At 65.7% G+C, this 21,840-nt stretch carries 20 protein-coding genes and 1 tRNA gene; 10 read left to right on the forward strand and 11 right to left on the reverse strand.

The annotated features are described in order from the left end of the window. The first annotated feature begins 14 nt into the window (after window positions 1–14). Window positions 15–341, forward strand: a complete 327-nt coding sequence (locus G6N44_RS20345; RefSeq protein ID WP_170309457.1) for a TadE family type IV pilus minor pilin — start codon at window positions 15–17, stop codon at window positions 339–341. Continuing rightward, window positions 331–684 (forward strand): Rv3654c family TadE-like protein, encoded by a 354-nt coding sequence (locus G6N44_RS20350; protein ID WP_308213843.1) that lies wholly within the window; start codon window positions 331–333, stop codon window positions 682–684. Before G6N44_RS20345 ends, G6N44_RS20350 begins: the two co-directional genes overlap by 11 nt. Here G6N44_RS20350 and G6N44_RS20355 read toward each other — a convergent pair. Then, window positions 681–1,706 (reverse strand): PAS domain-containing protein, encoded by a 1,026-nt coding sequence (locus G6N44_RS20355; protein WP_163666897.1) that lies wholly within the window; start codon window positions 1,704–1,706, stop codon window positions 681–683. The two genes, G6N44_RS20350 and G6N44_RS20355, sit on opposite strands and share 4 nt — an antisense overlap. Before the next feature lie 277 nt (window positions 1,707–1,983). Further along, a complete protein-coding gene (locus G6N44_RS20360; protein WP_163666899.1) occupies window positions 1,984–4,362 on the reverse strand; it encodes a DNA 3'-5' helicase SftH in 2,379 nt (792 codons plus the stop codon). Window positions 4,363–4,660: 298 nt separating this feature from the next. Between G6N44_RS20360 and G6N44_RS20365 the strand changes: the two genes are divergently transcribed. From G6N44_RS20365 to topA, 3 genes are all read left to right on the forward strand, one after another. Next, window positions 4,661–4,864, forward strand: coding sequence for a cold-shock protein (locus G6N44_RS20365; RefSeq protein ID WP_006243848.1), 204 nt, complete (start codon window positions 4,661–4,663; stop codon window positions 4,862–4,864). A 93-nt stretch (window positions 4,865–4,957) separates the two neighbouring features. Further along, entirely contained in the window at window positions 4,958–5,551 is a 594-nt protein-coding gene (locus G6N44_RS20370) for a hypothetical protein (RefSeq protein WP_163666901.1), read from the forward strand. A gap of 102 nt (window positions 5,552–5,653) precedes the next feature. Beyond that, the gene (gene topA, locus G6N44_RS20375) at window positions 5,654–8,488 is read left to right on the forward strand and encodes a type I DNA topoisomerase (protein ID WP_163666903.1); all 2,835 of its coding nucleotides are present in this window, start codon (window positions 5,654–5,656) and stop codon (window positions 8,486–8,488) included. A gap of 5 nt (window positions 8,489–8,493) precedes the next feature. On the opposite strand, the gene G6N44_RS20380 is transcribed toward topA, so the two are convergent. Further along, the gene (locus tag G6N44_RS20380; RefSeq protein ID WP_163666904.1) at window positions 8,494–10,101 is read right to left on the reverse strand and encodes an adenylate/guanylate cyclase domain-containing protein; all 1,608 of its coding nucleotides are present in this window, start codon (window positions 10,099–10,101) and stop codon (window positions 8,494–8,496) included. Window positions 10,102–10,183: 82 nt separating this feature from the next. Here G6N44_RS20380 and G6N44_RS20385 point away from each other — a divergent pair, with 82 nt between their 5' ends. Both G6N44_RS20385 and G6N44_RS20390 read left to right on the forward strand, forming a co-directional pair. Continuing rightward, on the forward strand, window positions 10,184–11,392 hold the full coding sequence (locus G6N44_RS20385; RefSeq protein WP_163666907.1) for a DNA polymerase III subunit delta': 1,209 nt from the start codon (window positions 10,184–10,186) through the stop codon (window positions 11,390–11,392). Between the two features lie 55 nt (window positions 11,393–11,447). Next, window positions 11,448–11,523, forward strand: a tRNA-Thr gene (locus G6N44_RS20390). A gap of 87 nt (window positions 11,524–11,610) precedes the next feature. On the opposite strand, the gene G6N44_RS20395 is transcribed toward G6N44_RS20390, so the two are convergent. The 6 genes from G6N44_RS20395 to G6N44_RS20420 form a co-directional block, all read right to left on the reverse strand. Then, window positions 11,611–11,979: a carboxymuconolactone decarboxylase family protein gene (locus tag G6N44_RS20395; RefSeq protein ID WP_163666909.1), complete on the reverse strand. Its 369-nt coding sequence runs from the start codon at window positions 11,977–11,979 to the stop codon at window positions 11,611–11,613. A 29-nt stretch (window positions 11,980–12,008) separates the two neighbouring features. Further along, window positions 12,009–12,458, reverse strand: coding sequence for a hypothetical protein (locus G6N44_RS20400; protein WP_179964418.1), 450 nt, complete (start codon window positions 12,456–12,458; stop codon window positions 12,009–12,011). 31 nt (window positions 12,459–12,489) lie between these two features. Next, window positions 12,490–13,089 carry a hypothetical protein gene (locus G6N44_RS20405; RefSeq protein WP_163666911.1) on the reverse strand — a complete coding sequence of 200 codons (600 nt, stop codon included), beginning with the start codon at window positions 13,087–13,089 and terminating at the stop codon, window positions 12,490–12,492. 175 nt (window positions 13,090–13,264) lie between these two features. Next, entirely contained in the window at window positions 13,265–14,860 is a 1,596-nt protein-coding gene (locus G6N44_RS20410) for a TPR repeat domain-containing protein (protein WP_163666913.1), read from the reverse strand. Between the two features lie 36 nt (window positions 14,861–14,896). Then, the gene (locus tag G6N44_RS20415) at window positions 14,897–15,598 is read right to left on the reverse strand and encodes an EspA/EspE family type VII secretion system effector (protein ID WP_163666915.1); all 702 of its coding nucleotides are present in this window, start codon (window positions 15,596–15,598) and stop codon (window positions 14,897–14,899) included. Between the two features lie 57 nt (window positions 15,599–15,655). Next, window positions 15,656–17,413 (reverse strand): hypothetical protein, encoded by a 1,758-nt coding sequence (locus G6N44_RS20420; protein WP_163666917.1) that lies wholly within the window; start codon window positions 17,411–17,413, stop codon window positions 15,656–15,658. Between the two features lie 24 nt (window positions 17,414–17,437). On the opposite strand from G6N44_RS20420, the gene G6N44_RS20425 reads away from it, so the two are divergent. The 3 genes from G6N44_RS20425 to G6N44_RS20435 are packed head-to-tail and all read left to right on the forward strand — an operon-like array spanning window position 17,438 to window position 20,787. Then, the gene (locus G6N44_RS20425) at window positions 17,438–18,379 is read left to right on the forward strand and encodes a GDP-mannose 4,6-dehydratase (protein ID WP_163666919.1); all 942 of its coding nucleotides are present in this window, start codon (window positions 17,438–17,440) and stop codon (window positions 18,377–18,379) included. A gap of 39 nt (window positions 18,380–18,418) precedes the next feature. After that, entirely contained in the window at window positions 18,419–20,200 is a 1,782-nt protein-coding gene (locus tag G6N44_RS20430; protein ID WP_163666921.1) for an N-acyl-D-amino-acid deacylase family protein, read from the forward strand. A gap of 2 nt (window positions 20,201–20,202) precedes the next feature. Further along, entirely contained in the window at window positions 20,203–20,787 is a 585-nt protein-coding gene (locus tag G6N44_RS20435; protein WP_163666923.1) for a TetR/AcrR family transcriptional regulator, read from the forward strand. On the opposite strand, the gene G6N44_RS20440 is transcribed toward G6N44_RS20435, so the two are convergent. Beyond that, window positions 20,784–21,125, reverse strand: a complete 342-nt coding sequence (locus tag G6N44_RS20440) for a DUF2304 domain-containing protein (protein WP_163666925.1) — start codon at window positions 21,123–21,125, stop codon at window positions 20,784–20,786. The genes G6N44_RS20435 and G6N44_RS20440 overlap by 4 nt on opposite strands. Beyond that, entirely contained in the window at window positions 21,122–21,820 is a 699-nt protein-coding gene (locus tag G6N44_RS20445; protein ID WP_163670187.1) for a polyprenyl-phospho-N-acetylgalactosaminyl synthase PpgS, read from the reverse strand. Before G6N44_RS20445 ends, G6N44_RS20440 begins: the two co-directional genes overlap by 4 nt. Window positions 21,821–21,840: the final 20 nt, after the last annotated feature.

A 21,840-nucleotide genomic window follows, 5' to 3' on the forward strand; every position in this document is an offset into this window, starting at 1 on the left:
GGCTGGATGACCGGCTGGATGACCGGGGTGCGGTCACCGTCGAGGCGGCCTTTGCGATCGCCACCCTGGTGGCGGTCCTGGTGCTGTGTGTCGGCGGCCTCGGTGCCGTGGGCATGCAGATCCGCTGCATCGACGCGGCGCGCGAGGCGGCCCGGCTGGCCGCCCGTGGTGAGGGCGAAGCGGCGTCGTCGGCCGCTCGCCGGGTCGCTCCGTCCGGCGCGGTGGTACATGTCGGTCGCGACGGCGGCCTGGTGGTGGCCCGGGTCAGCGCCGCCACGGCGCTGCCGGGGTTCACCGTGTCGGCCGAGGCGGCAGCGGCACCCGAACCAGGTGTCGGGTGAGCGAGGCTCGGCCACGCTGTTGGCCTCGGCGATGATCGCGATGCTCATCGCGTTCGCCACGGGTGGCGCCTACCTCGGTGCCGCCGTCACGGCCCGGCACCGGGCCCAGTCGGTGGCGGATCTGGCCGCCCTGGGCGCAGCCGGCACGGTGGTGTCCGGGCCGGACGCAGCGTGCGCGCAGGCCACTCGGATCGCAGTACGGATGCGTTCGGTACTCGGCGCCTGCCGGATCGAGGGGCTCGACGTGGTGCTCGAGGTGTCGGTTCCGGTTCGCCTCGGCCGATGGGGCGTCGGCCCGGCCCGCGCCACTGCTCGCGCCGGACCGGTGGACACCGCTGCCTAGTCGAGCCGGTCGAGGTCCGCCGCGGCGACTTCGTCGTCGGTCGGAAGCCGAAGGGCGATCAGCCCCGCGTAGGTGTCGTGGTCGAGTTCGATTCGGTTGACGGTCATGTGCACCGGTTGCCAGCCGCCGTCCTCGGCGCGCATCCGCAATACGGCGGTGGCGACGCCATCGGAGAAATCGGTGGTCATCCGGGCCATGTGTCGGGCGTCGGCCGAGTGGATGCGGGCCGGCCCGCCCTCGTTGTTACGCCAGTCGAAGAACGGTGCGGGCTCGTCGAGCCATTTGAGCAACTTCCAGTCGTCGAGGCCGACCAGGGCCCGGTGCACGCCGGGCTGGGCCAGGCCGTTGAGGATGCGCTGGGCCAGGTTGTCGGTGGGTGGCGCCGGATGCTCGCGTTCGCCACGCCAGTTCATCGCCCGGCAGATCAGTCGGTCTGAGCCGTCATCGTGAGGTTCCAGGGTCACCCGGGCGACGAATCCCACTGTGATGAGCTCTCCGCGGTAGTCGGTGACGTCCCAGGTGGTGCACAAGGTGCGGCCGACCACGGGCTTGACGGTCATGGCCAGCACCTTGGCCTCGCTGCCGTTGAGGTCGCGGGACGGCAGGTCGTCGGCGAAGGTCCGGTCGTGGGTGGCTTCGGTGTCCGGGTTCATCCCACTGTTGCGGAGGGATTCGGGCGTGTCGGTGGCCACGCCCGCGGTCAGGTCCCAGATCAGCGGGCCGGGAATGGGGCGCTGGGGCGGGTCGACGTCGGTCGGCCCGATCCAGATGTGGACCCCGTGGATGTGTCCGTCGGACATCCGCACCACCTCGGTGCGGATCACGCGGTCATTCTTGGGCGTGATGGTGCTGACGCCCTGGCCGGCCTGGACGCTTTCCCTGATCGCGCTCTGGATCGCCATCAGGTGCGGATTTCGGCGCAGAAACACACTGATCGGGACGAGGTGCTTCGTCTGTAGACCTCGTGCGACCACAAGAGGCTCGCCACCCAGTGTCTCCACGAGCAGCCAGTCGTGGGTCATGGGGAGGATTTTACCGGCGCTGCCGTAGCTGTCTTGCCACTCGAGGGCGACGTAATCCGCGGCGACGAACTGCGGATTACGGTCGCAGATCTCCGAAGTGAGGTCTGTGGGGTTGCAAACATGAGTGAGTTCACGTAATTTGCCACTGCGCCCGGCCTCCGGGATTGGGAACGGATCGCGTTGTCCGACCGTTCGTCGCACCGTCTGTGTGTTCGGCGTGGCCGAATGCAGCCATGCAGTTGCAGATCCGCGTAGTCGGCCGTCGAGGGGTCGGTCGTCAATGCGGTCGGGGGTCCGCTGAGGATGTTGTACTCAGCGCGCCGAGCACCAGGCGGAGTACTTTTACCGCGCCCGATTTGTCCAAGGGGTCGTTGCCGTTGCCGCATTTCGGTGACTGCACGCACGAGGGGCAACCGTGTGGGCATTCGCATGCTTCGATCGCGTCGGCCGTCGCGCCCCACCAGGTACCGAGATTGCGGAATCCGCGGTCGGCGAAACCCGCACCGCCGGGATAGCCGTCGTAGACGAAAATGGTGGGCAGCCCGGCCAACTCTCCGGGACCGGGCCCCGATACCGTCGAGACCCCGCCGATGTCACCCCGGTCGCAACTGGCCACCAGGGGCATCAGGCCGATGGACGCGTGTTCGGCGGCATGCAGACTGCCCGGCATGGCTAGCGGGTCAACGCCGTTGTCCTGCAATGCTTCCGGGGTGATCGTGCACATGACAGCCATGGTGTCCAGGGTGCTGGGCGGCATGTCCAGCTCCACGAAATCGATCACCTCGCCGTCGATGCGGCGACGTAGGTAGCCGACCACGGTGTTGGTCACCGACACCGGAACCAGGCCCACGGTGACCGGGCCGAAGGTGCTGCGCTCACCCGGGCCGGTGACCTCGATGTCGGTCAACTCCCTGGCGAACGTGCTGTAACCGGGGTCGGCGGCATACACGAACGCCACCCCGTCCTCGAAGGACAACGAGTCGACCAGATAGGTCTCGCCCTGGTGTAGGTACACCGCGCCGGGGTGCAGCGAGGCCGCCGCCCGCCCGGCGCCGGTACTGCCCAGCATCCTGCCGGTGTCGGCCTCCAGGATCGCGATCTGACCGCCGCTGGAGCCGCGAATGTCCACGGCCGGGTGCGGATCGACGTCGGGGGCGGGGAAGTAACCGCTGGGGCGTTTCCGTAGCAGCCCGTCGTCGACCAGCGTTTCGGCCACAGTCTCGGCATTCCACAACCGCACTTCGGCCCGGGTGAGTGGCAGCTCAGCCGCGGCGCAGAGCAATTGCGGGCCCAGTACGTGCGGATTCGTCGGGTCGATCACCACCCGCTCGATCGGCTTGTCCAACAGCGCCGCGGGATGGTGCACCAGGTAGGTGTCCAGGGGGTCGTCGCGTGCGATCAACACGATCAGGGCGCCCTGCCCGCGCCGGCCGGACCGGCCGGCCTGCTGCCAGAACGAGGTGACGGTGCCGGGAAACCCGGCCATGACCACCGCGTCCAGACCGGCGATGTCGATGCCGAGTTCCAGCGCGTTGGTGGTGGCCAGCCCGCGCAGCCGCCCGTTGGTCAGCGCGTGTTCCAGGTCGCGGCGGTCCTCGGCGAGATAGCCCGCCCGATAGGACGCCACCTGATCGGCCAGCTCGGGTGCGGTGTCTTCCAGTCGGGCCCGCGTTCTGAGCGCGGTGAGTTCGGCGCCGCGCCGGGACCGGACGAACGTCAGGGTGCGTGCCCCCTCGGTCATGAGATCGGCCATCACCCGCGCGGCCTCGGCGCCGGCCGAACGCCGCACGGGCGCGCCGTTCTCGCCGGTGAGGTCGTCGAGCAGGGCCGGTTCCCACAGTGCGATCGTGCGTGCGCCCTGCGGTGATCCGTCCTCGGTCACCTCGGCGACGGTCTGCCCGATCAGCTCGGCGGCGGTTTCGGCCGGTGATGCCGTGGTGGCACTCGCGAAGATGACCGTCGGCGTGCAAGAACCAGCGCCGTCGGCGGAATATCTCTCACACAACCGCAGCAGCCGGCGCAACACCATGGCCACATTGGAGCCGAAAATGCCTCGGTAGTAATGGCATTCGTCGACGACGATGAACTTGAGGTGACGCAGGAACACTGCCCAGCGGGCGTGGTTGCGCAGCAGCGACAGGTGGATCATGTCCGGGTTGGAGAAGATCCACCGCGACCGCTCCCGGGCGAACCGGCGCACCTCGGTGGCGCTGTCACCGTCATAGGGGGCCGGTGCGACGTCGCGCAAGGCGGTGACGGTGTCGGCAAGATTCTGTGCGGTGCGCAGCTGGTCGTGTCCGAGCGCCTTCGTCGGGGACAGGTAGAGCACCCGCGCCTGCCGGTCCTCGGCCAACGTCGACAGGATCGGTAGTTGATAGGCCAATGACTTGCCCGATGCGGTTCCGGTGGACACCACCACGTGCCGTCCGTCGTGTGCCAACTCGGCCGCGGCGAGTTGATGCGACCAGGGCGCACTGATTCCGCGGTCTCGGAAGGCCTGGACGACCTCCGGATTGGCCCATTCCGGCCACTGACCGGGTTTGCCGTGTCGCGGCGGGATATCCGCAACATGGCGTAGCGGATCTTCGCCGGAAGGGGTGCCGTCGACAGCGCAAGCCAGCAGCTCACGGCCGAAATCCGACCCCTGATCACGCACCGTTCGTCCTCCCTCGATCTATCCCACCGACATCGGCCCGGATTTGTAAACGAATTGTTCACCACGCGCCGCATACCGAGACTGTTGCAGTGGCCCCGAACATGGTTGACTGATCGCGGTCGCAGCTTCTGTGTTTGTACTCGCACACGCAGGATCGTCGTTGCGATCGCGGTTCCTGCGAGGGTTGTAGGTCGGGTCAGTTCCGGTCGACTCGCGCGTTGGTATGGCGGTCGGAACGGGCCCGGTGCACCGGAAGTCGGTGGACCGCACCCGGTTGAAGAGAAGGAAAGAACAAAAGATGCCACAGGGAACTGTGAAGTGGTTCAACGCGGAGAAGGGCTTCGGCTTCATTGCTCCGGAGGACGGCTCTGCCGACGTGTTTGTCCACTACACGGAAATCCAGGGCAGCGGATTCCGCACCCTGGAGGAGAACCAGAAGGTTGAGTTCGAGGTTGGCCAGAGCCCGAAGGGCCCGCAGGCCACGGGTGTTCGGGCCGTCTGAGACAAACCCAACACAGACACCCCCGCAGAGTCCGTACCGGACACCGCGGGGGTGTTCTCGTTGTTAGGGCCCGCACTGGCCTAGTGTCGATTTGTGAGTCAGCTGTCCTTCTTCTCGGCCGAGTCGGTGCCGCCCGCGGTGGCCGACCTGACCGGGGTGCTCGCCGGGCCGGGACAGATTGTGCTGGCCGGCAACGGTGTCAGGCAGGCAGCCCGGATCTCGGTGGTCGTCGACGAGATGTGGCGGGCCCAGGGCCTGGCCCAGATGATCAGCGAGGCCGGGTTGGTGTCGGAAATTTCCCGGACCGACGAGAACAACCCGCTGGTGCGCACCGCGCTGGATCCGCAGTTGATGTTGATCGCCGGCGAGTGGACGCGGGGGGCCGTCAAAACCGTGCCGCCGGGGTGGCTGCCGGGCTCTCGTGAGCTGCGGGCCTGGGCGCTGGCGGCCGGCTCGCCGGAGGGGGACGACCGGTACCTGCTGGGCCTGGACCCGCACGCCCCCGATACCCACGCGGCGTTGGCCGCGGCCATGATGCGGGTCGGGATTGCCCCGACATTGATCGGGACCCGAGGATCCCATCCGGCCCTGCGGATCAGCGGTCGAAGACGCCTGTCACGCCTGGTGGAGAACGTGGGGGAACCACCCGGGGATGCCTCCGCGTTGGCGCATTGGCCACGTATTTAATGGTGGACACGCGGAGAGCCAGTTTGCGTAGGCTCGCGGGTAATGCGAAATTGTCAGTTGCCGGGCGTGGCGCGGCAACTATAGAAGTGGAGCGTAGGCACGTTGGCTGGCGATAGCGGCAGCGGTAGCAAGGGGAACGTCCGGCGACTCGTCATTGTCGAGTCGCCGACCAAGGCGCGCAAGATAGCCGGCTACCTGGGCTCCAATTATGTGGTCGAATCTTCCCGCGGGCACATTCGTGACCTGCCGCGTAATGCCGCTGACGTGCCCGCCAAGTACAAGTCCGAGCCATGGGCGCGCCTCGGGGTCAATGTCGACGACAACTTCGAACCGCTCTACATCGTCAGCCCGGAGAAGAAGAGCACCGTCACCGAGCTCAAAGACCTGCTCAAGGGCGTCGACGAGCTCTATCTCGCGACGGACGGTGACCGCGAGGGTGAGGCGATCGCCTGGCATCTCCTGGAGACACTCAAGCCCAAGGTGCCGGTCCGGCGGATGGTGTTCCACGAGATCACCGAACCCGCCATCCGCGCCGCCGCGGAAAACCCCCGTGACCTGGACATCGCCCTGGTCGACGCGCAGGAAACCCGACGCATCCTCGACCGCCTCTACGGCTACGAGGTCTCGCCCGTGCTGTGGAAGAAGGTCGCGCCGAAGCTGTCCGCAGGCCGGGTGCAGTCGGTGGCCACGCGCATCATCGTGCAGCGTGAGCGGGAGCGCATGGCGTTCCGCAGCGCCGGGTACTGGGACGTCACCGCCGAACTCGACGCGTCCGTTTCCGACGCCAGTGCTGCGCCGCCCAAGTTCACCGCCAAGCTGAACACCGTCGACGGCCGCCGGGTCGCCGCCGGTCGTGACTTCGACTCGCTGGGCCAGCTGCGCAAGCCCGATGAGGTGCTGGTGCTCGACGAGGCCAGCGCCGGGGCACTGGCCGCCGGTCTGCGCGGCGCTCAGTTGGCCGTCAGCTCCGTCGAACAGAAGCCCTACACGCGCAAGCCCTATGCGCCGTTCATGACCTCCACGCTGCAGCAGGAAGCCGCCCGCAAGCTGCGGTTCTCCTCGGAGCGCACCATGAGCATCGCGCAGCGCCTGTACGAGAACGGCTACATCACCTACATGCGTACCGACTCCACGACGCTGTCGGAGTCGGCAATCAACGCTGCGCGCAACCAGGCGGGCCAGTTGTACGGCTCGGAGTACGTGCACCCGACGCCGCGGCAGTACACCCGCAAGGTCAAGAACGCCCAGGAGGCGCACGAGGCGATCCGCCCCGCCGGTGACGTGTTCCAGACCCCGGGCCAGCTGCATGCGCAGCTCGACACCGACGAGTTCCGGCTCTACGAGCTGATCTGGCAGCGCACCGTGGCCTCGCAGATGGCCGACGCGCGCGGCACGACGCTGTCGCTGCGTATCGCCGGGACCGCGGGGGGCGGCGAACAGGTCGTCTTCAACGCGTCCGGCCGCACCATTACGTTCGCCGGCTTCCTGAAGGCCTACGTCGAGAGCCTCGACGAGCAGGCAGGTGGTGAGGCCGACGACGCCGAGAGCCGGCTGCCGAACCTGACCCAGGGCCAGCGCGTCGACGCCGCCGACCTGACCGCCGACGGACACACCACCAGCCCGCCGGCCCGCTACACCGAGGCCTCGCTGATCAAGTCCCTCGAAGAACTCGGTATCGGCCGTCCGTCGACCTACAGCTCGATCATCAAGACCATCCAGGACCGCGGTTACGTGGTGAAGAAGGGCAGTGCGCTGGTCCCGTCGTGGGTCGCGTTCGCCGTGGTCGGCCTGCTGGAGCAGCACTTCGGCCGGTTGGTCGATTACGACTTCACCGCGGCCATGGAGGACGAGCTCGACGAGATCGCCAACGGCCAGGAACAGCGCACCAACTGGCTGTCGAATTTCTACTTCGGCGGTGACCACGGCGTCGAAGGCTCGATCGCGCGCGCCGGTGGGCTCAAGCATCTCGTCGGCGGGAACCTCGAGGGTATCGACGCCCGAGAAGTCAACTCCATCAAGCTCTTTGACGACGAAGAAGGCCGCGCAGTGGTGGTCCGGGTGGGCCGCAACGGTCCGTACCTGGAGCGGATGATCGCCGATCCGGACAATCCGGGTGAGCTCAAGCCGCAGCGCGCCAACCTCAAGGACGAGCTGACCCCTGACGAGCTGACGCTGGAGTTGGCCGAAAAGGCCTTCGCCACACCGCAAGAGGGCCGGGTGCTGGGTATCGATCCGGTGTCCGGACACGAAATCGTCGCCAAGGACGGACGATTCGGCCCCTATGTCACCGAGATCCTCCCGGCTCCCGAGGAAGGTCCCGACGACGGCGCAGCGGGGACGCCGGCCAAGAAGGGTAAGAAGCCGACCGGACCCAAGCCGCGCACCGGATCGTTGTTGCGCACCATGGATCTGGAGACGGTGACCCTTGACGACGCGCTCAAGCTGCTGTCGTTGCCGCGGGTGGTCGGGGTCGACCCGGCGAACAACGAGGAGATCACCGCGCAGAACGGTCGATACGGCCCATATCTGAAGCGCGGCACCGACTCTCGTTCGCTGGCCACCGAGGAGCAGATGTTCACCATCACCCTCGACGAGGCACTCAAGATCTACGCCGAGCCGAAACGCCGTGGGCGTCAGGCCGCTGCGGCCCCGCCGCTGCGTGAGCTGGGCATCGATCCGGCTTCGGACAAGCCGATGGTGATCAAGGACGGGCGATTCGGCCCTTACGTCACCGACGGTGAGACCAACGCCAGCCTGCGCAAGGGCGATGACGTCGCCTCGATCACCGACGAGCGGGCCTCGGAACTGTTGGCCGATCGCCGGGCCCGCGGGCCGGTGAAGAAGGCCGCGAAGAAGGCGCCGGCGAAGAAGGCTGCCGCCAAGAAGACCGCTGCCAAGAAGGCTCCGGCCAAGAAGGCCGCTGCAAAGAAGGCCTGAACCGCTTAGGTGGAGACGTCGCTGTCGGTGACGTCGCGCTCGAGATCCTTTGGCAGGACCAGGTTCATCGGACGCGCCAGTTGGGTGGGCGCGGTGCGACCGCGCAGTTCGACGGTCTCACCGACATCCCAGCTCAGTGCCTCGGCGTCCAGTGCCCCGCTGACGGCGATCGCCGAGGCCAGCACGTGGCCTTCCTCCAGCTTGGCGAGCTCGGTGAGGCGCGCGGCCTCGTTCACCGGGTCCCCGATCACGGTGTACTCGAACCGGGCCTGAGCACCGATATGGCCGGCGATCGCGCGGCCGGCCGAGACTCCGATGCCGAACTCGGTATCGGTCCCCAGCACGCTGAGCAACTCGTCGTGGAGTTCACGGGATGCCGCCAGCGCACCGCCGGAGGCGTCGGGATGCTCGATGGGGGCACCGAAGATGGCCAGGGCCGCGTCACCCTGGAACTTGTTGACGAACCCGCCGTGACGATTGACGGTGTCGACGATGACGCGGAAGAACTCGTTGAGCAGGTTGACGACGTCGCCGGCCGGGATCGTCGACGCCAGCCGCGTCGAACCCACCAGGTCCACGAACAGCACCGCCACGTCCCGCTCCTGGCCACCTAGTTCGGTGCCGCGTTCCAGGGCGCGCCGGGCCACGTCCTCACCGACATAGCGGCCGAACAGGTCACGCAGCCGTTGCCGCTCGGCCAGCTCGCGCACCATGTCGTTGAATCCGGCCTGCAGCAGACCCAGCTCGCTGGCGTCGTAGATCTGCATATGCGCGTTGTAGTTGCCGCGCTGCACCTCTCCCAGCGCCCAGCGCAGCTGGCGCAGCGGGTCGGCGATCGACATCGCCACCAGCACGGTGCCGGACAGTCCGATCACCAGCGCGGCCACGGCGAGCAGCAACAGCGGGGTGTTCAGCCGGTCCGCGGATGCGGTCAGGATCGAGAACTTGCTGGCCACCAGGGCCAGGACGATGGCCAGGACCGGCACGCCCGTCGAGAGAACCCAGGTCAGCACCTGACGCAGGATCACCCCGGGGGCCCGGAAGTTCTCCGGAACCCCGCCGCGCAGCGCGGCCACCGCGACCGGCCGCAGCACCCGCTCGGATTGCAGGTAGCCGATGATCGCGGTCGCGGTCGCCCCCAGCGCGGTGGCGACGAGCACCACGGGAGCGGACTTGCTGGCCACCGGCCAGCTGGCCACGATGAACACGATCGAGCCCAGCAACCAGTTCGTGACGCTGATCAGGGTGCGGTAGAAGGGCATCTTCAGCGCCCGAACGCGCGCCAGTTCGGTGATGGCCGGGTCGGATTTGGTCAGCAGTGTGTCGCGGCGCTGCCACCGGATCACCGGGATCAGCAGCCGCAGGGCCAGGTAGGCGCCGACGGTGAACGACACGAACAGATACGTCAGGAAGATCGCCAGGTTGAGCACCGGCAGGTCCTGGAGCTGGATGCGGTCCTCGGGTGGCAGGCCGAAGCGAAGGAACCCCAGCACGAACAGCGCCCCGATGATGTCGGCCTGCAACATGCCCAGCGTGAATACCGGCCACGGGGTACGGGCCACCCACCGGACGAATGCGTTGATTCGCCTCGTGGGTATTGCCTCCGCGGTCACCCGTTCACCGTATCGGGCCGCAGGGACGTTGCGCGCCTGCTGTGACGTGGTTGTGTCGGCTTGACCACTACTGTTGGGGACGATGAGCGGGGTCTTTTCGCGGCTGGTGGGCCAGCACGCGGTCGAACAGGAGCTGGTGGCGGCCGCGTCGGCGGCCCGTGGTGATTCGCCACACAGTGGCACCACTGTCGGGACTATGACACATGCGTGGCTGATCACCGGCCCGCCGGGATCGGGGCGTTCGGTGGCCGCGCTGTGCTTCGCGGCGGCCTTGCAGTGCACGTCAGAGGGGCCGCCGGGGTGCGGTGAGTGCCGGGCCTGCACGACGACTATGGCCGGAACCCACGCCGATGTGCGCCGCATCGTGCCCGAGGGGTTGTCGATCGCGGTCAAGGAGATGCGCGGGATCGTCCAGATCGCCTCGCGCCGGCCCGGGACCGGACGCTGGCAGGTCGTGGTGATCGAGGATGCCGACCGGCTCACCGAGGGCGCTGCCAATGCGCTGCTCAAGGTGGTGGAGGAACCGCCGGCCGCGACGGTGTTCCTGTTGTGCGCACCGTCGGTGGATCCCGAGGACATCGCCATCACGCTGCGCTCGCGGTGCCGGCACGTCGCGCTGGCCACGCCGTCGGTGGACGCCATCGCCGACGTGTTGATCTCCGGTGACGGGCTGCCGGAGGCGGATGCCCGCTGGGCCGCCTCGGTCAGCGGCGGCCATGTGGGCCGGGCTCGACGGCTCGCCACCGATCCGGAGGCCCGGGAGCGGCGGAAGCGCGCGTTGGGTCTGGCCAGAGACGCCGCGACCCCGGCGCGGGCGTTCGCCGCGGCCGAGGAGATGGTCGCCGTCGCCGAGGCCGAGGCACTGGCCCTGACTGCGGGGCGCAACGAGACCGAGACCGAGGAGCTCAAGACCGCCCTGGGCGCCGGCGGGACCGGAAAAGGCACCGCGGGCACGATCCGGGGTGCCGCCGGAGCGCTCAAGGAGCTGGAGAGCCGGCAGAAATCCCGCCGGACCCGGGCCTCCCGCGATGCGTTGGACCGGGCGCTGATCGACCTGGCGACCTACTTCCGCGATGCCCTGCTGGTGTCGTCGGGAGCCACGGCGGTGACCGCCAACCACCCGGATATGGCCGAGAAAGCGGCTGCCATGGCCGACCATGTGTCCCCGGACCGGCTGCTGCGCTGTATCGAGGCGGTGCTGGACTGCCGCGAGGCCCTGGCCGTCAACGTCAAGCCGAAGTTCGCCGTCGATGCCATGGTGGCGACCGTCGGGCAGGCGCTACGTGGGTGAGTTGGGTCCTGGGCGGCGTCTGCCGTAAAGTGGTGCCGCCCGGTCTGCCGGGTGCGCCACCCTAGCTCAGTCGGTAGAGCAATTCACTCGTAATGAATAGGTCAGGGGTTCGATTCCCCTGGGTGGCTCCATTTCTTTTGGGCTGGTCGTTGACTTTGAAACCACGCACACCGCTACTCGCACAATTGCGGCGTCAGCTCAAAGTCAACGCATAGGTTTTAGTCCTTGCTCAGCGCTGCACGCGCCACGTTGCGGGCGGTATTCGCGGCGGGGAATCCCGCGTAGCCGCTGGCGTGGTAGATGACCTCGGCGATCTCATCTTCGGTGAGGCCGTTTCGCAGGCCGATCCTGACGTGCGACTCGAACTCATCGGTGGCCCGCAGGGCGATCAGGATGCCCATGGTGACCAGGCTGCGGTCACGGCGGCTGAGCCCGTCACGGCTCCACAGCCGGCCGAAGACATTGTCGACGCCGATGGCCATCAGCTCGTCGCCGAAGGTTCCGTCCGGCTCGACAACGTCGGCCGGCAGATGCGGCACCATCTCCTGGAGGACGCGCAGACCCTGTTCACGTACGTCGTCAGTCATGCCTGCCAGCTTGGCATGTGCGCGACGGGCTACTCGCCGGTGGCGGTGATGATGACGACGGGTGCGTCCGCGGCCAGGAATACGTGCGCGTTGATCTTGGTGGATCGGAATGCCCGGTCCAACTGGTCACTGGCGAGGTAACCGCCCTGTGGCAGGTTGCCGCGCAGGGTTTCCCAGACGTCGGGCTGGTCGGCGGTCGGAACGGGTCGATGCGTCGCCTTCAAACGGTCCGCGGTCGCTGGGCTCACTTCGATGATGGCGTCGATCCAGTACAACGACGGGCCGGGCACTCGTGGGTCACCCATATCGCCGCTTACCCACGATGCCGAGACCGGCGATCCGAGTGCAGGAAAGCGCTTGGTCAACGGTTCGAGTTCGTGCCGGACCGGATTGGACGTTGTCTTGGCCGCGGGAGCGTTCGGTGATGCCTCGGGAGCCGGGTTGCACGCTGAGACAACGGGAACCAGGCAGACGAGCATAGAGGCGATTGCACGTCGCGGTCTGCTCTGTCTAGCTAGGTTCACCGTCGGGCCAACCGGGGTCTGGCGGCAGAGATGCCGGCGGCTCGGGCGAGGTATGGCGATCAGTTCGGCCCGGAGGTGTACCTGGCGCTGGTTTGCCGCAAGGCAATCGCCCCCCAACCAGAGCGGTGATGTCGGTGATCACCCATGTCCCGAAGACGTCATCAGTGGGGCGGTTCGCGGGGCCGCGCTGCATCGCCGGGGGTGTGTGCTGTTTCTCGGTGGGGAGGTTGGGGTTTGGTCCGTAGGTGATGATCGACCCAAACCCGTAATTGTCCGCGGCCACTGTTTCGTACAGGTCATTGCCAGGACGCTTGGATGCGGTCATCGATTTGTAGTTGCAGACACCCGCTGTCCGCATCTCGCCATCTCGGCCGAACTCCACTACCTCGTAGTAGTCGGTCCCAGCGTAGGACCATCCTTTGTTGGGGAGAGAGAAGTATTCGTCGGCCAGTTCGGGGTTGTTGAAAGCACGTGCGAAGCCAGGGAAACCCGTGTTGTCGAGAGCTTCACGCTTGCGTACCAGCGCGAGGTCCGCCGCCCGCTGCGCTTCCATCACCGCCCTGATGAACGTCCCGTCCGCTGACATGAGGTCCACTGTAGGGTTCTCTATCCAACGGGAAGTTATGCGGTTATTTGTTTCTGGGAGTGGTGTAGCAGGTTTTTCTGGGATGGAATCAGCAGGGGAGCACGATATTAACGTGATCGCGGCGATGCTGGTCGCCCAGCATTTGTGAAATCTGCCAATTTTGGAAGCCATCCACCTATCCCCAGTTGTCGTTATCCTGGCCATTACTAATCGCGGTCTTCCAATCTGATTCGTTCACTCCATTTGCGTTAGCGTTGTTATCAAACCAATTGGCTATAATTCTGGAGGCATTGCTGTTGTTGAGGAACTTGTCGGGATCGAGTTTGCCGTCGGTTAAGAGTGGGGTGAGCGACGGATCGTCAGCGATAGCCGGGTGCTTCTGCATGAGACCCTCAAGGATTGAACTGCGGTACTGTGCGGTGTTCTCGGCTGGACTGGCGTTTTCGATGAGAGATCGCATGATATCGCCACCGGCTATTGTCGCCGGGTTTTGTCCGGGTCCGGCGTCGAGGCCAAGCCCGGCTTGCGCCAATGCCCATCCTTTGTCGCCCTCCGGGAGGAGTGAGATGAGATCCTTCCATTTACCGAGGTTGTCTTTCTCGTCGCCTTCCTTTACGGCTTGTTCCCACTGCGCGGTCTCACGGTTGAAGAGGTCGGAATCTTGAGCCCCTAGTGACATGGAATCGAGAAGCCGCCCGCCAACCTCGAGGTCGTAGCTGTTGTAGCCGTTCTTGGCGGTGTCGGCGAGAATATTGTGGTACGCGTTGTTTGTTGCAGCGTTAATAATGCCGGCGGATTCATGGTTCTGGTCGAGTACTGAATACATATCGCTCATACCGACCGCGCTGCTTTCGCCGGAATTCTTGAAATGTTCGATACCGTTTTCTGGACCGCTTAATCCGGCGAGTTGTCCTACGTAAGGAGACAAGGCTTCGGCAACTCCAGATGCAACCCCTGGATTCTTATCCCCGAACGTGCCTCCTCCGCCGGGCAAATTTTCCAGTTGCGGTTTGTGGTCGGCAATATAATGAGCGACTTCGTTGGCGGTCGTGCCGTTCACCTTATTTGAGGGATCGTCGTCTATCCACCGGAATGCATCTCCGATCTTATTGGAGTTTTCGACCCAATGTTCTTGCAACAGTCCGCGCAGGAATTGATCGTCGCTGGTCAGATCGCGCATGCTGACGTGATCATTGGAGCCCGCGTATTGAACCACATCAGCAAGAGCCCCTTTCAATGATCCGTGAGCGTCGCTGCTGGCGTATGGGTGGTCAATGTCTGCGTTCGCGTATTGCGACGCAGTCGCGAGCATGGCTTTGGTTGCCTCGCTGCCATTCGCATATCCGGATCCTGCTGGCGTAAAGATGTCCTTAACATCCTGTAGCCCCGCCACGCCATTCATATGAACTGTTTGCACATCGTGAGCGTTGGGATCACCCCCGAGGACGGCGCCGATGGTACTATCAAATGCCTTTTGGCCCCAAGACGGAGTCGCCGTGGTTGGCGTAAAGCGATCATCGCGTGTTAGCTCCTTGACTACTCCGTCGGGAAGATTCGATATGCTGCCAGCGGCTGGAACGAAGTTATCGCGGGTAGTGTCGGTCACGCCCTCGGTATTGGGTGCACCCGATAAAGCGTGGGCATTCGATACGATGAGTAGACTTTGTGCCAGGGCTTTGCGTTGATCTTCCGGCAGGGCAGCCTCAATGGCCTTGATCTCTTCGGGCGATTTACCGTTGAGGGATTGTGAAAGTTGATAGAGATACGCCATTCGGTCTTTTTCCGACTACCACGTCCTTACCGGCAGCTAGGTCTGCCAGCTGCTGTTCAGATAATGTTCCGGCCTCAAGGAGGCGTCGCGGTACTCAGGCATCATCATTCGGCCAGCGCCGTTCTGGAGTGCTTCACCGTCGGCGCGGCCGCTATCCGAATTGAGTTCTGTGTCCTTCTTTTTATCTTCCGGTTTGTCCCCGGCAGCCTTCAGCACGTCAGCAGGTCCGAACTTCTGGCCCTTCAGTTCGTCATATTGGTTCCTGATGTCGGTGACGCGGAACCCGATTTTGAGCATGTCCCCGTTGGCGGTGCTGACGGTGTTGTTGACCTGGGTGATGCCTTCTTTGGCGATCGGGATCAGGCTGTTCTCGCGGGCTTGGGAGCTCAGTGAACTGGGCAGTGAGTTGACGGCGCTGTCGACCCAGGACTTCGTGGTGTCGAGTTGAGCGCGCCCGTTGGTGACGATATTGGCCGCGTTGGTGACTTCGGCGGCCATCTTCTTGTCGAGCGCCGCCAGCCTCTCGTATACGGCGGCATGCTCTTTGTTCGCGGCTGCATAGGACTCTGATCCCTTGCCTTGCCAACGGTCATCGGGCAATGCCGAGTCGATCATGCCCTTCATGTTCAGCAGCTGGGAACTGCTGCCGTTGTACTGAGAGCCGTCGGTAGGGACGCCCGCGCCGAATGTGTCCTTCGCCTTGGACCACGTCGAATAGAAGCCATCAAGCGCGCTCACAGAAGCGTCCCCCTCGACAAATCCCGATAGTCAACCCTCAGTATCTCAGCACCTGAACTACCTCGGTGCCAGGAATCCGACGGGTCCGGGGGAGATGCAGACCGACAGGGCAGCGGTGTTGGCCTCGACGGAGATCGATTGCCCGGCTCCGGGCAGGCGGACGAACACCCGGTTCAGCCCGGGCCGCACGGGCACCTTCACCTCGGGCCCTTCGGCCAGGGCCATGGTCAAGGAGCCGTCGCTGTTGGCCAGGTAGTTGATCTCGGTGGTCCAGTCGGCCGGCAGCAGCGGCCCGTCCAGTGGCATGACGACGGGCTCGTCAGGCTGCACCAGGAATCCGCATTTCGGCTCCGGACCTTCGACGATGGTGCGCACCCAGGTCACTTTCGCGGGGAGCAGCGTCCCGGTCCGGTCGAACATCCGCAGATCAGTTGTGGCCGAGCCAAACTCGGGCCGTGGTGATGCCAGCGCGAACATGTGGCTGGCCAGGTTCTCCGGAGCGGCCACCCGTTGCAGGATCAGCGGATCGACCTCTTGATCCAGCAGCGGTGCCGCCGACGACGTGGACGCCAGCGACGCGCGGGCATTGTTCAGATAAGCCGGCACCGGGCTGTCCTGCCACACCTTCAGGAAGGTGAACGTCGAATACAGGCTGCTCGCCACGAAAAGCACCGCGACACTGACACATACGGCAGTGCGCGCCCGTGACGCGGAAAGCGCACGAGAGGATTGCCGGTTCGGCGCACAGAATCCCACGGCCGCCAACAACGCCAGCACCACCACCAGATCGGGCAGGTAGCGCAGCGTCTGCGCCAGCTCCAACGCGGTGAACCGGGACGAGCGCATCAGATAGATCGGGATCTGGCAGGCGACGGCGTAGCCCAATGCCACCACCAGCACCGGCCAGATCCGCCGTTTGCGCACCAGCACCACCGCGACGGCAACACCAAGCACGATCCAGCCCAGCACCATCACCGAGACGGGCGGCGTGCCCCACGGCGAAGCCGGCGCCCAGCGCTGCCAGGACCAGGGCCCGCCCACGATTCCGGGCACGATGCCGTGGGTGAAGGAGCGGTTGAGCAGGTCCCACGTCATCGCCAGGTCGAAGCTCCACCGCTTCTGATCGACGACGACGAGGTACACCCCGATCCACGCGACGACGAGTGCGAGGCAGCCGACCCACAACCGGAACCCGCGGCGCCACACCTCGCGCAAGCCAAAGGTCCCCGTGACGTACCCCAGGAGCGCGACCACCGCGAACGCCACGAACGGGATCACCGCGGCCTTCTCGAAGAACAACAACCCGCCCAGAAAGACGAGCACACCAACAACCGCATGCCGCGACGCTCCGGTCCGCACGAGCAGGACGGCCTCACCCACCACCCACGCCAGCGCGGCCTGCATCGGCAGCGTGTTCAGCCCCGCCGCCCACCACGCGAACCCGGGCAGCGCCAGCGGCGTGAACAGGGCGAAGGTCAGCGGCACCAGCAACACCGGCCGCCAGCCGAGGATCACCCACAGTGCCCGCAGCAACGCCAGCGAAGCCAATAGCTGCATCACCACGAGGCTCACCGCGGCCAGCACCCAAGAGAACGGTGCCAGTCGGGTGACCGCCCCCGACACCAGAAATGCGGCGGGCATGACGTGGCCGTCGTGATCGTCGAACAGGAAGGCCGGTGAGAGCAGATTCTGGGTTCCGGCCCGGCCGATCAGGATCAGATCGTCCCAGTAGAAGTAGCCCCCGAACGCGAGGATCGCCCGGACCAGCAGGTGCAGCGCGATGAGCGCGGCGGCTGTGCGGGCGACTTTGTTCACTCTTGTCGACTGTACGGTGGGCGAGTGCGAACACTAGTCACGGGTGCGGCAGGTTTCATCGGCTCGGCGCTGGTCGACCGGCTGCTGGCGGACGGGCACAGCGTTGTCGGGCTCGATGACCTGAGTTCGGGGCGCATCGACAACCTGCAGAGCGCCGACAGCAACAAGGACTTCGAGTTCGTCAAGGCCGACATCGTCGACGCAGACCTGCTGGGCCTGTTCAAGGACACCCAGCCTGAGGTGATCTTTCACCTGGGCGCTCAGATTTCGGTCAAGCGTTCGGTGGACGACCCGCAGTTGGACTCCACGGTGAATGTGGTGGGCGTGGTCCGGTTGGCCGAGGCGGCCCGGCAGTCCGGCGTTCGCAAGGTGGTGCACACGTCGTCGGGCGGTTCGGTGTACGGCACCCCGCCGTCCTACCCGACCAGTGAGGACACTCCGACGAATCCGGCGTCGCCGTATGCGGCGAGCAAGGTGGCCGGCGAGGTCTACTTCAACATGTTCCGCAATCTGTACAACCTGGATTGCTCGCACATCGCGCCGGCCAACGTCTACGGTCCGCGGCAGGATCCGCACGGTGAGGCCGGCGTGGTGGCGATCTTCGCCCAGGCGCTGCTGGCCGGGCGGCCCACCAAGATCTTCGGTGACGGCTCCGACACCCGTGACTACGTGTACGTCGACGACGTGGTCGACGCCTTCGTGAAGGCGTCCGGGCCGGATGGCGGTGGTCAACGGTTCAACGTCGGCACCGGGGTGGAGACCTCGACCCGCGAGATGCACACCGCGATCGCCCTGGCGGTCGGCGCCGCAGACGAACCGGAGATGCACCCGCCGCGGCTCGGTGACCTGCGTCGTTCGCAGCTCGACATTCGCCGGGCCCGGGACGTACTGGGCTGGCGGCCGCAGGTGGATCTGGCCGCGGGCATCCCCAAGACGGTCGAATTCTTCCGGAGTAATTCCCGCTAAAAGATTGTGAGTACTCACTTTCTCGTTTAGCGTGGCGTCATGTCCTACGACGTCATCGTTCGCAACGGCCTGTGGTTCGACGGCACCGGCGCCCCGCCGCAGGTCCGCACGCTGGGAATCCGCGACGGGGTGGTGGTCGCGGTGTCGGCCACGCCCCTTGATGAGACCGACTGCCCGGATGTCATCAACGCCGGCGGCAAATGGGTGTTGCCCGGTTTCGTCGATGTGCACACGCACTACGACGCCGAGGTCCTGCTCGATCCGGGCCTGCGGGAGTCGGTGCGTCACGGCGTGACCACCGTCCTGCTCGGCATGTGTTCGTTGTCGACGGTCTACTCCGACACCGAGGACGCTGCCGACCTGTTCAGCCGCGTCGAGGCGGTCCCGCGTCAGTTCGTGCTGGGCGCCCTGCAGGAGCACAAGACCTGGTCGGGTCCGGCCGAATACGTGAAGGTCATCGACGAGCTGCCGCTGGGCCCGAATATCGCGTCGCTGCTGGGTCATTCGGATCTGCGGGCCTCGGTGCTGGGGCTGGACCGGGCCACCACCCGCGGTGTCACCCCGACCGACGCCGAACTGGAGACCATGGCGGCCAAGCTCGACGAGGCGCTCGACGCGGGGATGCTCGGTCTGTCCGGGATGGACGCGGCGATCGACAAGCTCGACGGGGACCGTTTCCGGTCCCGCGCATTGCCGTCCACATTCGCGACCTGGCGTGAGCGTCGGCGCCTGATCAAGGTCCTGCGCAAGCGCGGGCGAATCCTGCAGAGCGCGCCGAATGTGGCGAAAATTCATGAGGCACTGAACTTCTTCCTGGAGAGCAGTGGCCAGTTCGGTAGGCGCCCGGACGTGCGGATGAGCCTGCTGGTCTCGGCCGACGCGAAGTCCTCGCCCGGTGCGGTGCGGGTGCTCGGGCCGGGAGTCCGGCTGCTCAACCGGATCCTGGGCGCCAAGGTCCGGTTCCAACACATTCCGGTACCGTTCGAATTGTATTCGGACGGAATCGATTTGCCGGTTTTCGAGGAGTTCGGTGCCGGTACCGCGGCGCTGCACCTCAAGGACCAGCTTGAGCGCAACAAGCTGCTCGCCGACCCCGAGTACCGCCGCCGGTTCCGCAAATCGTTCGACCGCCGCGTGCTCGGACCGACCCTGTGGCACCGCGATTTTCACGACGCCACGATCGTCGCGTGCCCAGACGAGACGCTGATCGGCAAGAGCTTCGGGCAGATCGCCGACGAGCGCGGCATCCACCCGCTCGACGCGTTCCTCGACGTGCTGGTCGACAACGGTGAGCGCAACGTGCGTTGGACCACCATCGTGGCCAACAACCGGCCGAAGTTCCTGGACAAGCTGGCCAAGGAACCGTCGGTGCACATGGGCTTCTCGGATGCCGGTGCGCACCTGCGCAATATGGCGTTCTACAACTTCCCGGTGAAGCTGCTCAAGCGGGTGCGCGATGCCCAGTTGGCCGGCCGGCCGTTCATGACCCCCGAGCACGCTGTGCACCGGCTCACCGCCGAGGTGGCCGACTGGTTCGGCGTCGCGGCCGGCACGCTGCGCCAAGGTGATCGGGCCGACTTCGTGGTGATCGACCCCGCCGGCCTCAACGACTCGGTGGAGGCTTATCACGAGGAACCGGTCCCGTTCTACGGTGGGCTGAGCCGCATGGTGAACCGCAGCGACGAGGCCGTTGTCGCCACCGCCGTCAACGGTGCGGTGGTCTTCCGCGACGGTCAGTTCCGCGACGGCTACGGCGAATCGGTGAAATCGGGCCGCTACCTCCGCGCCGGTGCGGAGCAGATGGACCACACCCCGGTCTAGGGATGGCCAGAACCCAGCAGCAGCGCCGCGAGGAAACCGTCGCCCGGCTACTCGACGCTGCCATCGACACCATCATCGAGGTGGGCTACGCCAAGGCCTCGGCAGCGGTGATCGCCAAGCGGGCCAAGGTTTCCGACGGCGCGCTGTTCCGGCATTTCCCCACCATGAGCGACTTCATGGCGGCCACCGCGCAAGAGGTGGCGCGCCGTCAGCTGGAGTTGTTCGCAAAAGGAGCAGCCGACATTCCCGCCGAGCGGCCGCCGTTGGAGGCGGTGCTGACCGTCTTGGGTGACGTCACCGGCAATGACACCAACGCGGTGATGCACGAGCTGGTCGTGGCGGCCCGGACCGACGAAAAGCTCAGAGCGGCATTGCAGAAGACGTTCGACGAGTACGTCGTCAATATCTATGCATTGGCGAGAACCGTGCCGGTGACCGAGCAGATCCCCGAGGGCGATCTCGTGGCAGCGCTGGCGATCATGATCAACACCTTCGACGGTGCCGCGCTGTTTCGGCCGGTGCTGGGACAGCACGGGGAACTCGACGGCCAGCGGATCGCGTTGCTGACGGAGCTGTTCAGCCGCTAAGTATCTTCCGGCACCCGTACGTTCTGCAGGGCCACGGCCCGGGCCAGGCGGGCATAGCGCAGCTCCAGATCCTTGATGCGCAGGTACGTCGACAGCGTGACGAATACGAACGCGATGATGAGCATGTACTCCATCAGGTCCGTACCACGGTCCACCCCAAGCCAATTGGCCACCACGGTGGTGTCGTCGGGGCGCAGGATCGCGTAGATGCCCGCCGCCACGAACAGCACGAAGCCGACCTTCACCCAGGCCTTGGATCGTGCACTGCGCCGGGACCCGAGCAGGTACGCCAACAGCACCAGCACCGCGACGATCAGCAGTGCCTGGATCCAGTTCATCGCGACATCCTTCTGCGTAACAGGCCGTCGAAGAGGATGTTCACCCCGTTGAGCAGTGGTTGCCCTTTGGACTTCGAGTAGTCGGTGTAGAGGATCTCGACGGGTTCCTCGGCTACGCGCCAACGGTTTTCGTACGCCAGCGAGATGAACTCACCGGCGTGACTCATGCCGTTCATGGTGAGGTTGAGTTCGTCGGCGACGGTCTTGTTGAACACTCGCAGGCCGTTGTGCGCGTCGGTCAGCCCGAGGCTGCGACTTTGCGGGCTGAGAAACGCCGCGGCCCGGAGGATTACCCGCTTGAGCAGCGGGACGTGGGTGCTGGACTGGGACTCCGAGCTGGTGAACCGGCTGCCGACCACCAGATCGGCACCGTCGGTATCGAGCCGGTCGATCATCCGCACCACATCCTTGACCTGGTGCTGACCGTCAGCATCGAATGTGGCGAACACGCGTGCGCCGGGTCGGCTGCGGGCGTATTCGACACCGGTCTGGATTGCCGCGCCCTGACCCAGATTCACCGGATGTGGGACGACGTGTGCGCCCGCCGCCAAGGCCAAGCCTGCGGTGTCGTCGCGGCTGCCGTCGTCGACGCACACCACATGAGGGAAAACCGAACGCACATCGGAGACGACGTCGCCGATGATGCTCGCCTCATTGAAGGCGGGGATGATGATCCAAACGTCGTGAAAGCGCATGTCGATGGGCACCAAACTAC

Origin of the sequence: Mycolicibacterium alvei, from assembly GCF_010727325.1 — a bacterium.
GTDB lineage: Bacteria > Actinomycetota > Actinomycetes > Mycobacteriales > Mycobacteriaceae > Mycobacterium > Mycobacterium alvei.

What these genes read in the sequence shown, in the direction of transcription:
- G6N44_RS20355 (WP_163666897.1), bottom strand. Translation starts at nt 1,706, where the DNA reads ATGACCCACGACTGGCTGCTCGTGGAGACACTGGGTGGCGAGCCTCTT.
- G6N44_RS20365 (WP_006243848.1), top strand. Translation starts at nt 4,661, where the DNA reads ATGCCACAGGGAACTGTGAAGTGGTTCAACGCGGAGAAGGGCTTCGGC.
- G6N44_RS20385 (WP_163666907.1), top strand. Translation starts at nt 10,184, where the DNA reads ATGAGCGGGGTCTTTTCGCGGCTGGTGGGCCAGCACGCGGTCGAACAG.
- G6N44_RS20395 (WP_163666909.1), bottom strand. Translation starts at nt 11,979, where the DNA reads ATGACTGACGACGTACGTGAACAGGGTCTGCGCGTCCTCCAGGAGATG.
- G6N44_RS20400 (WP_179964418.1), bottom strand. Translation starts at nt 12,458, where the DNA reads ATGCTCGTCTGCCTGGTTCCCGTTGTCTCAGCGTGCAACCCGGCTCCC.
- G6N44_RS20405 (WP_163666911.1), bottom strand. Translation starts at nt 13,089, where the DNA reads ATGTCAGCGGACGGGACGTTCATCAGGGCGGTGATGGAAGCGCAGCGG.
- G6N44_RS20410 (WP_163666913.1), bottom strand. Translation starts at nt 14,860, where the DNA reads ATGGCGTATCTCTATCAACTTTCACAATCCCTCAACGGTAAATCGCCC.
- G6N44_RS20430 (WP_163666921.1), top strand. Translation starts at nt 18,419, where the DNA reads ATGTCCTACGACGTCATCGTTCGCAACGGCCTGTGGTTCGACGGCACC.
- G6N44_RS20435 (WP_163666923.1), top strand. Translation starts at nt 20,203, where the DNA reads ATGGCCAGAACCCAGCAGCAGCGCCGCGAGGAAACCGTCGCCCGGCTA.
- G6N44_RS20440 (WP_163666925.1), bottom strand. Translation starts at nt 21,125, where the DNA reads ATGAACTGGATCCAGGCACTGCTGATCGTCGCGGTGCTGGTGCTGTTG.
- G6N44_RS20445 (WP_163670187.1), bottom strand. Translation starts at nt 21,820, where the DNA reads ATGCGCTTTCACGACGTTTGGATCATCATCCCCGCCTTCAATGAGGCG.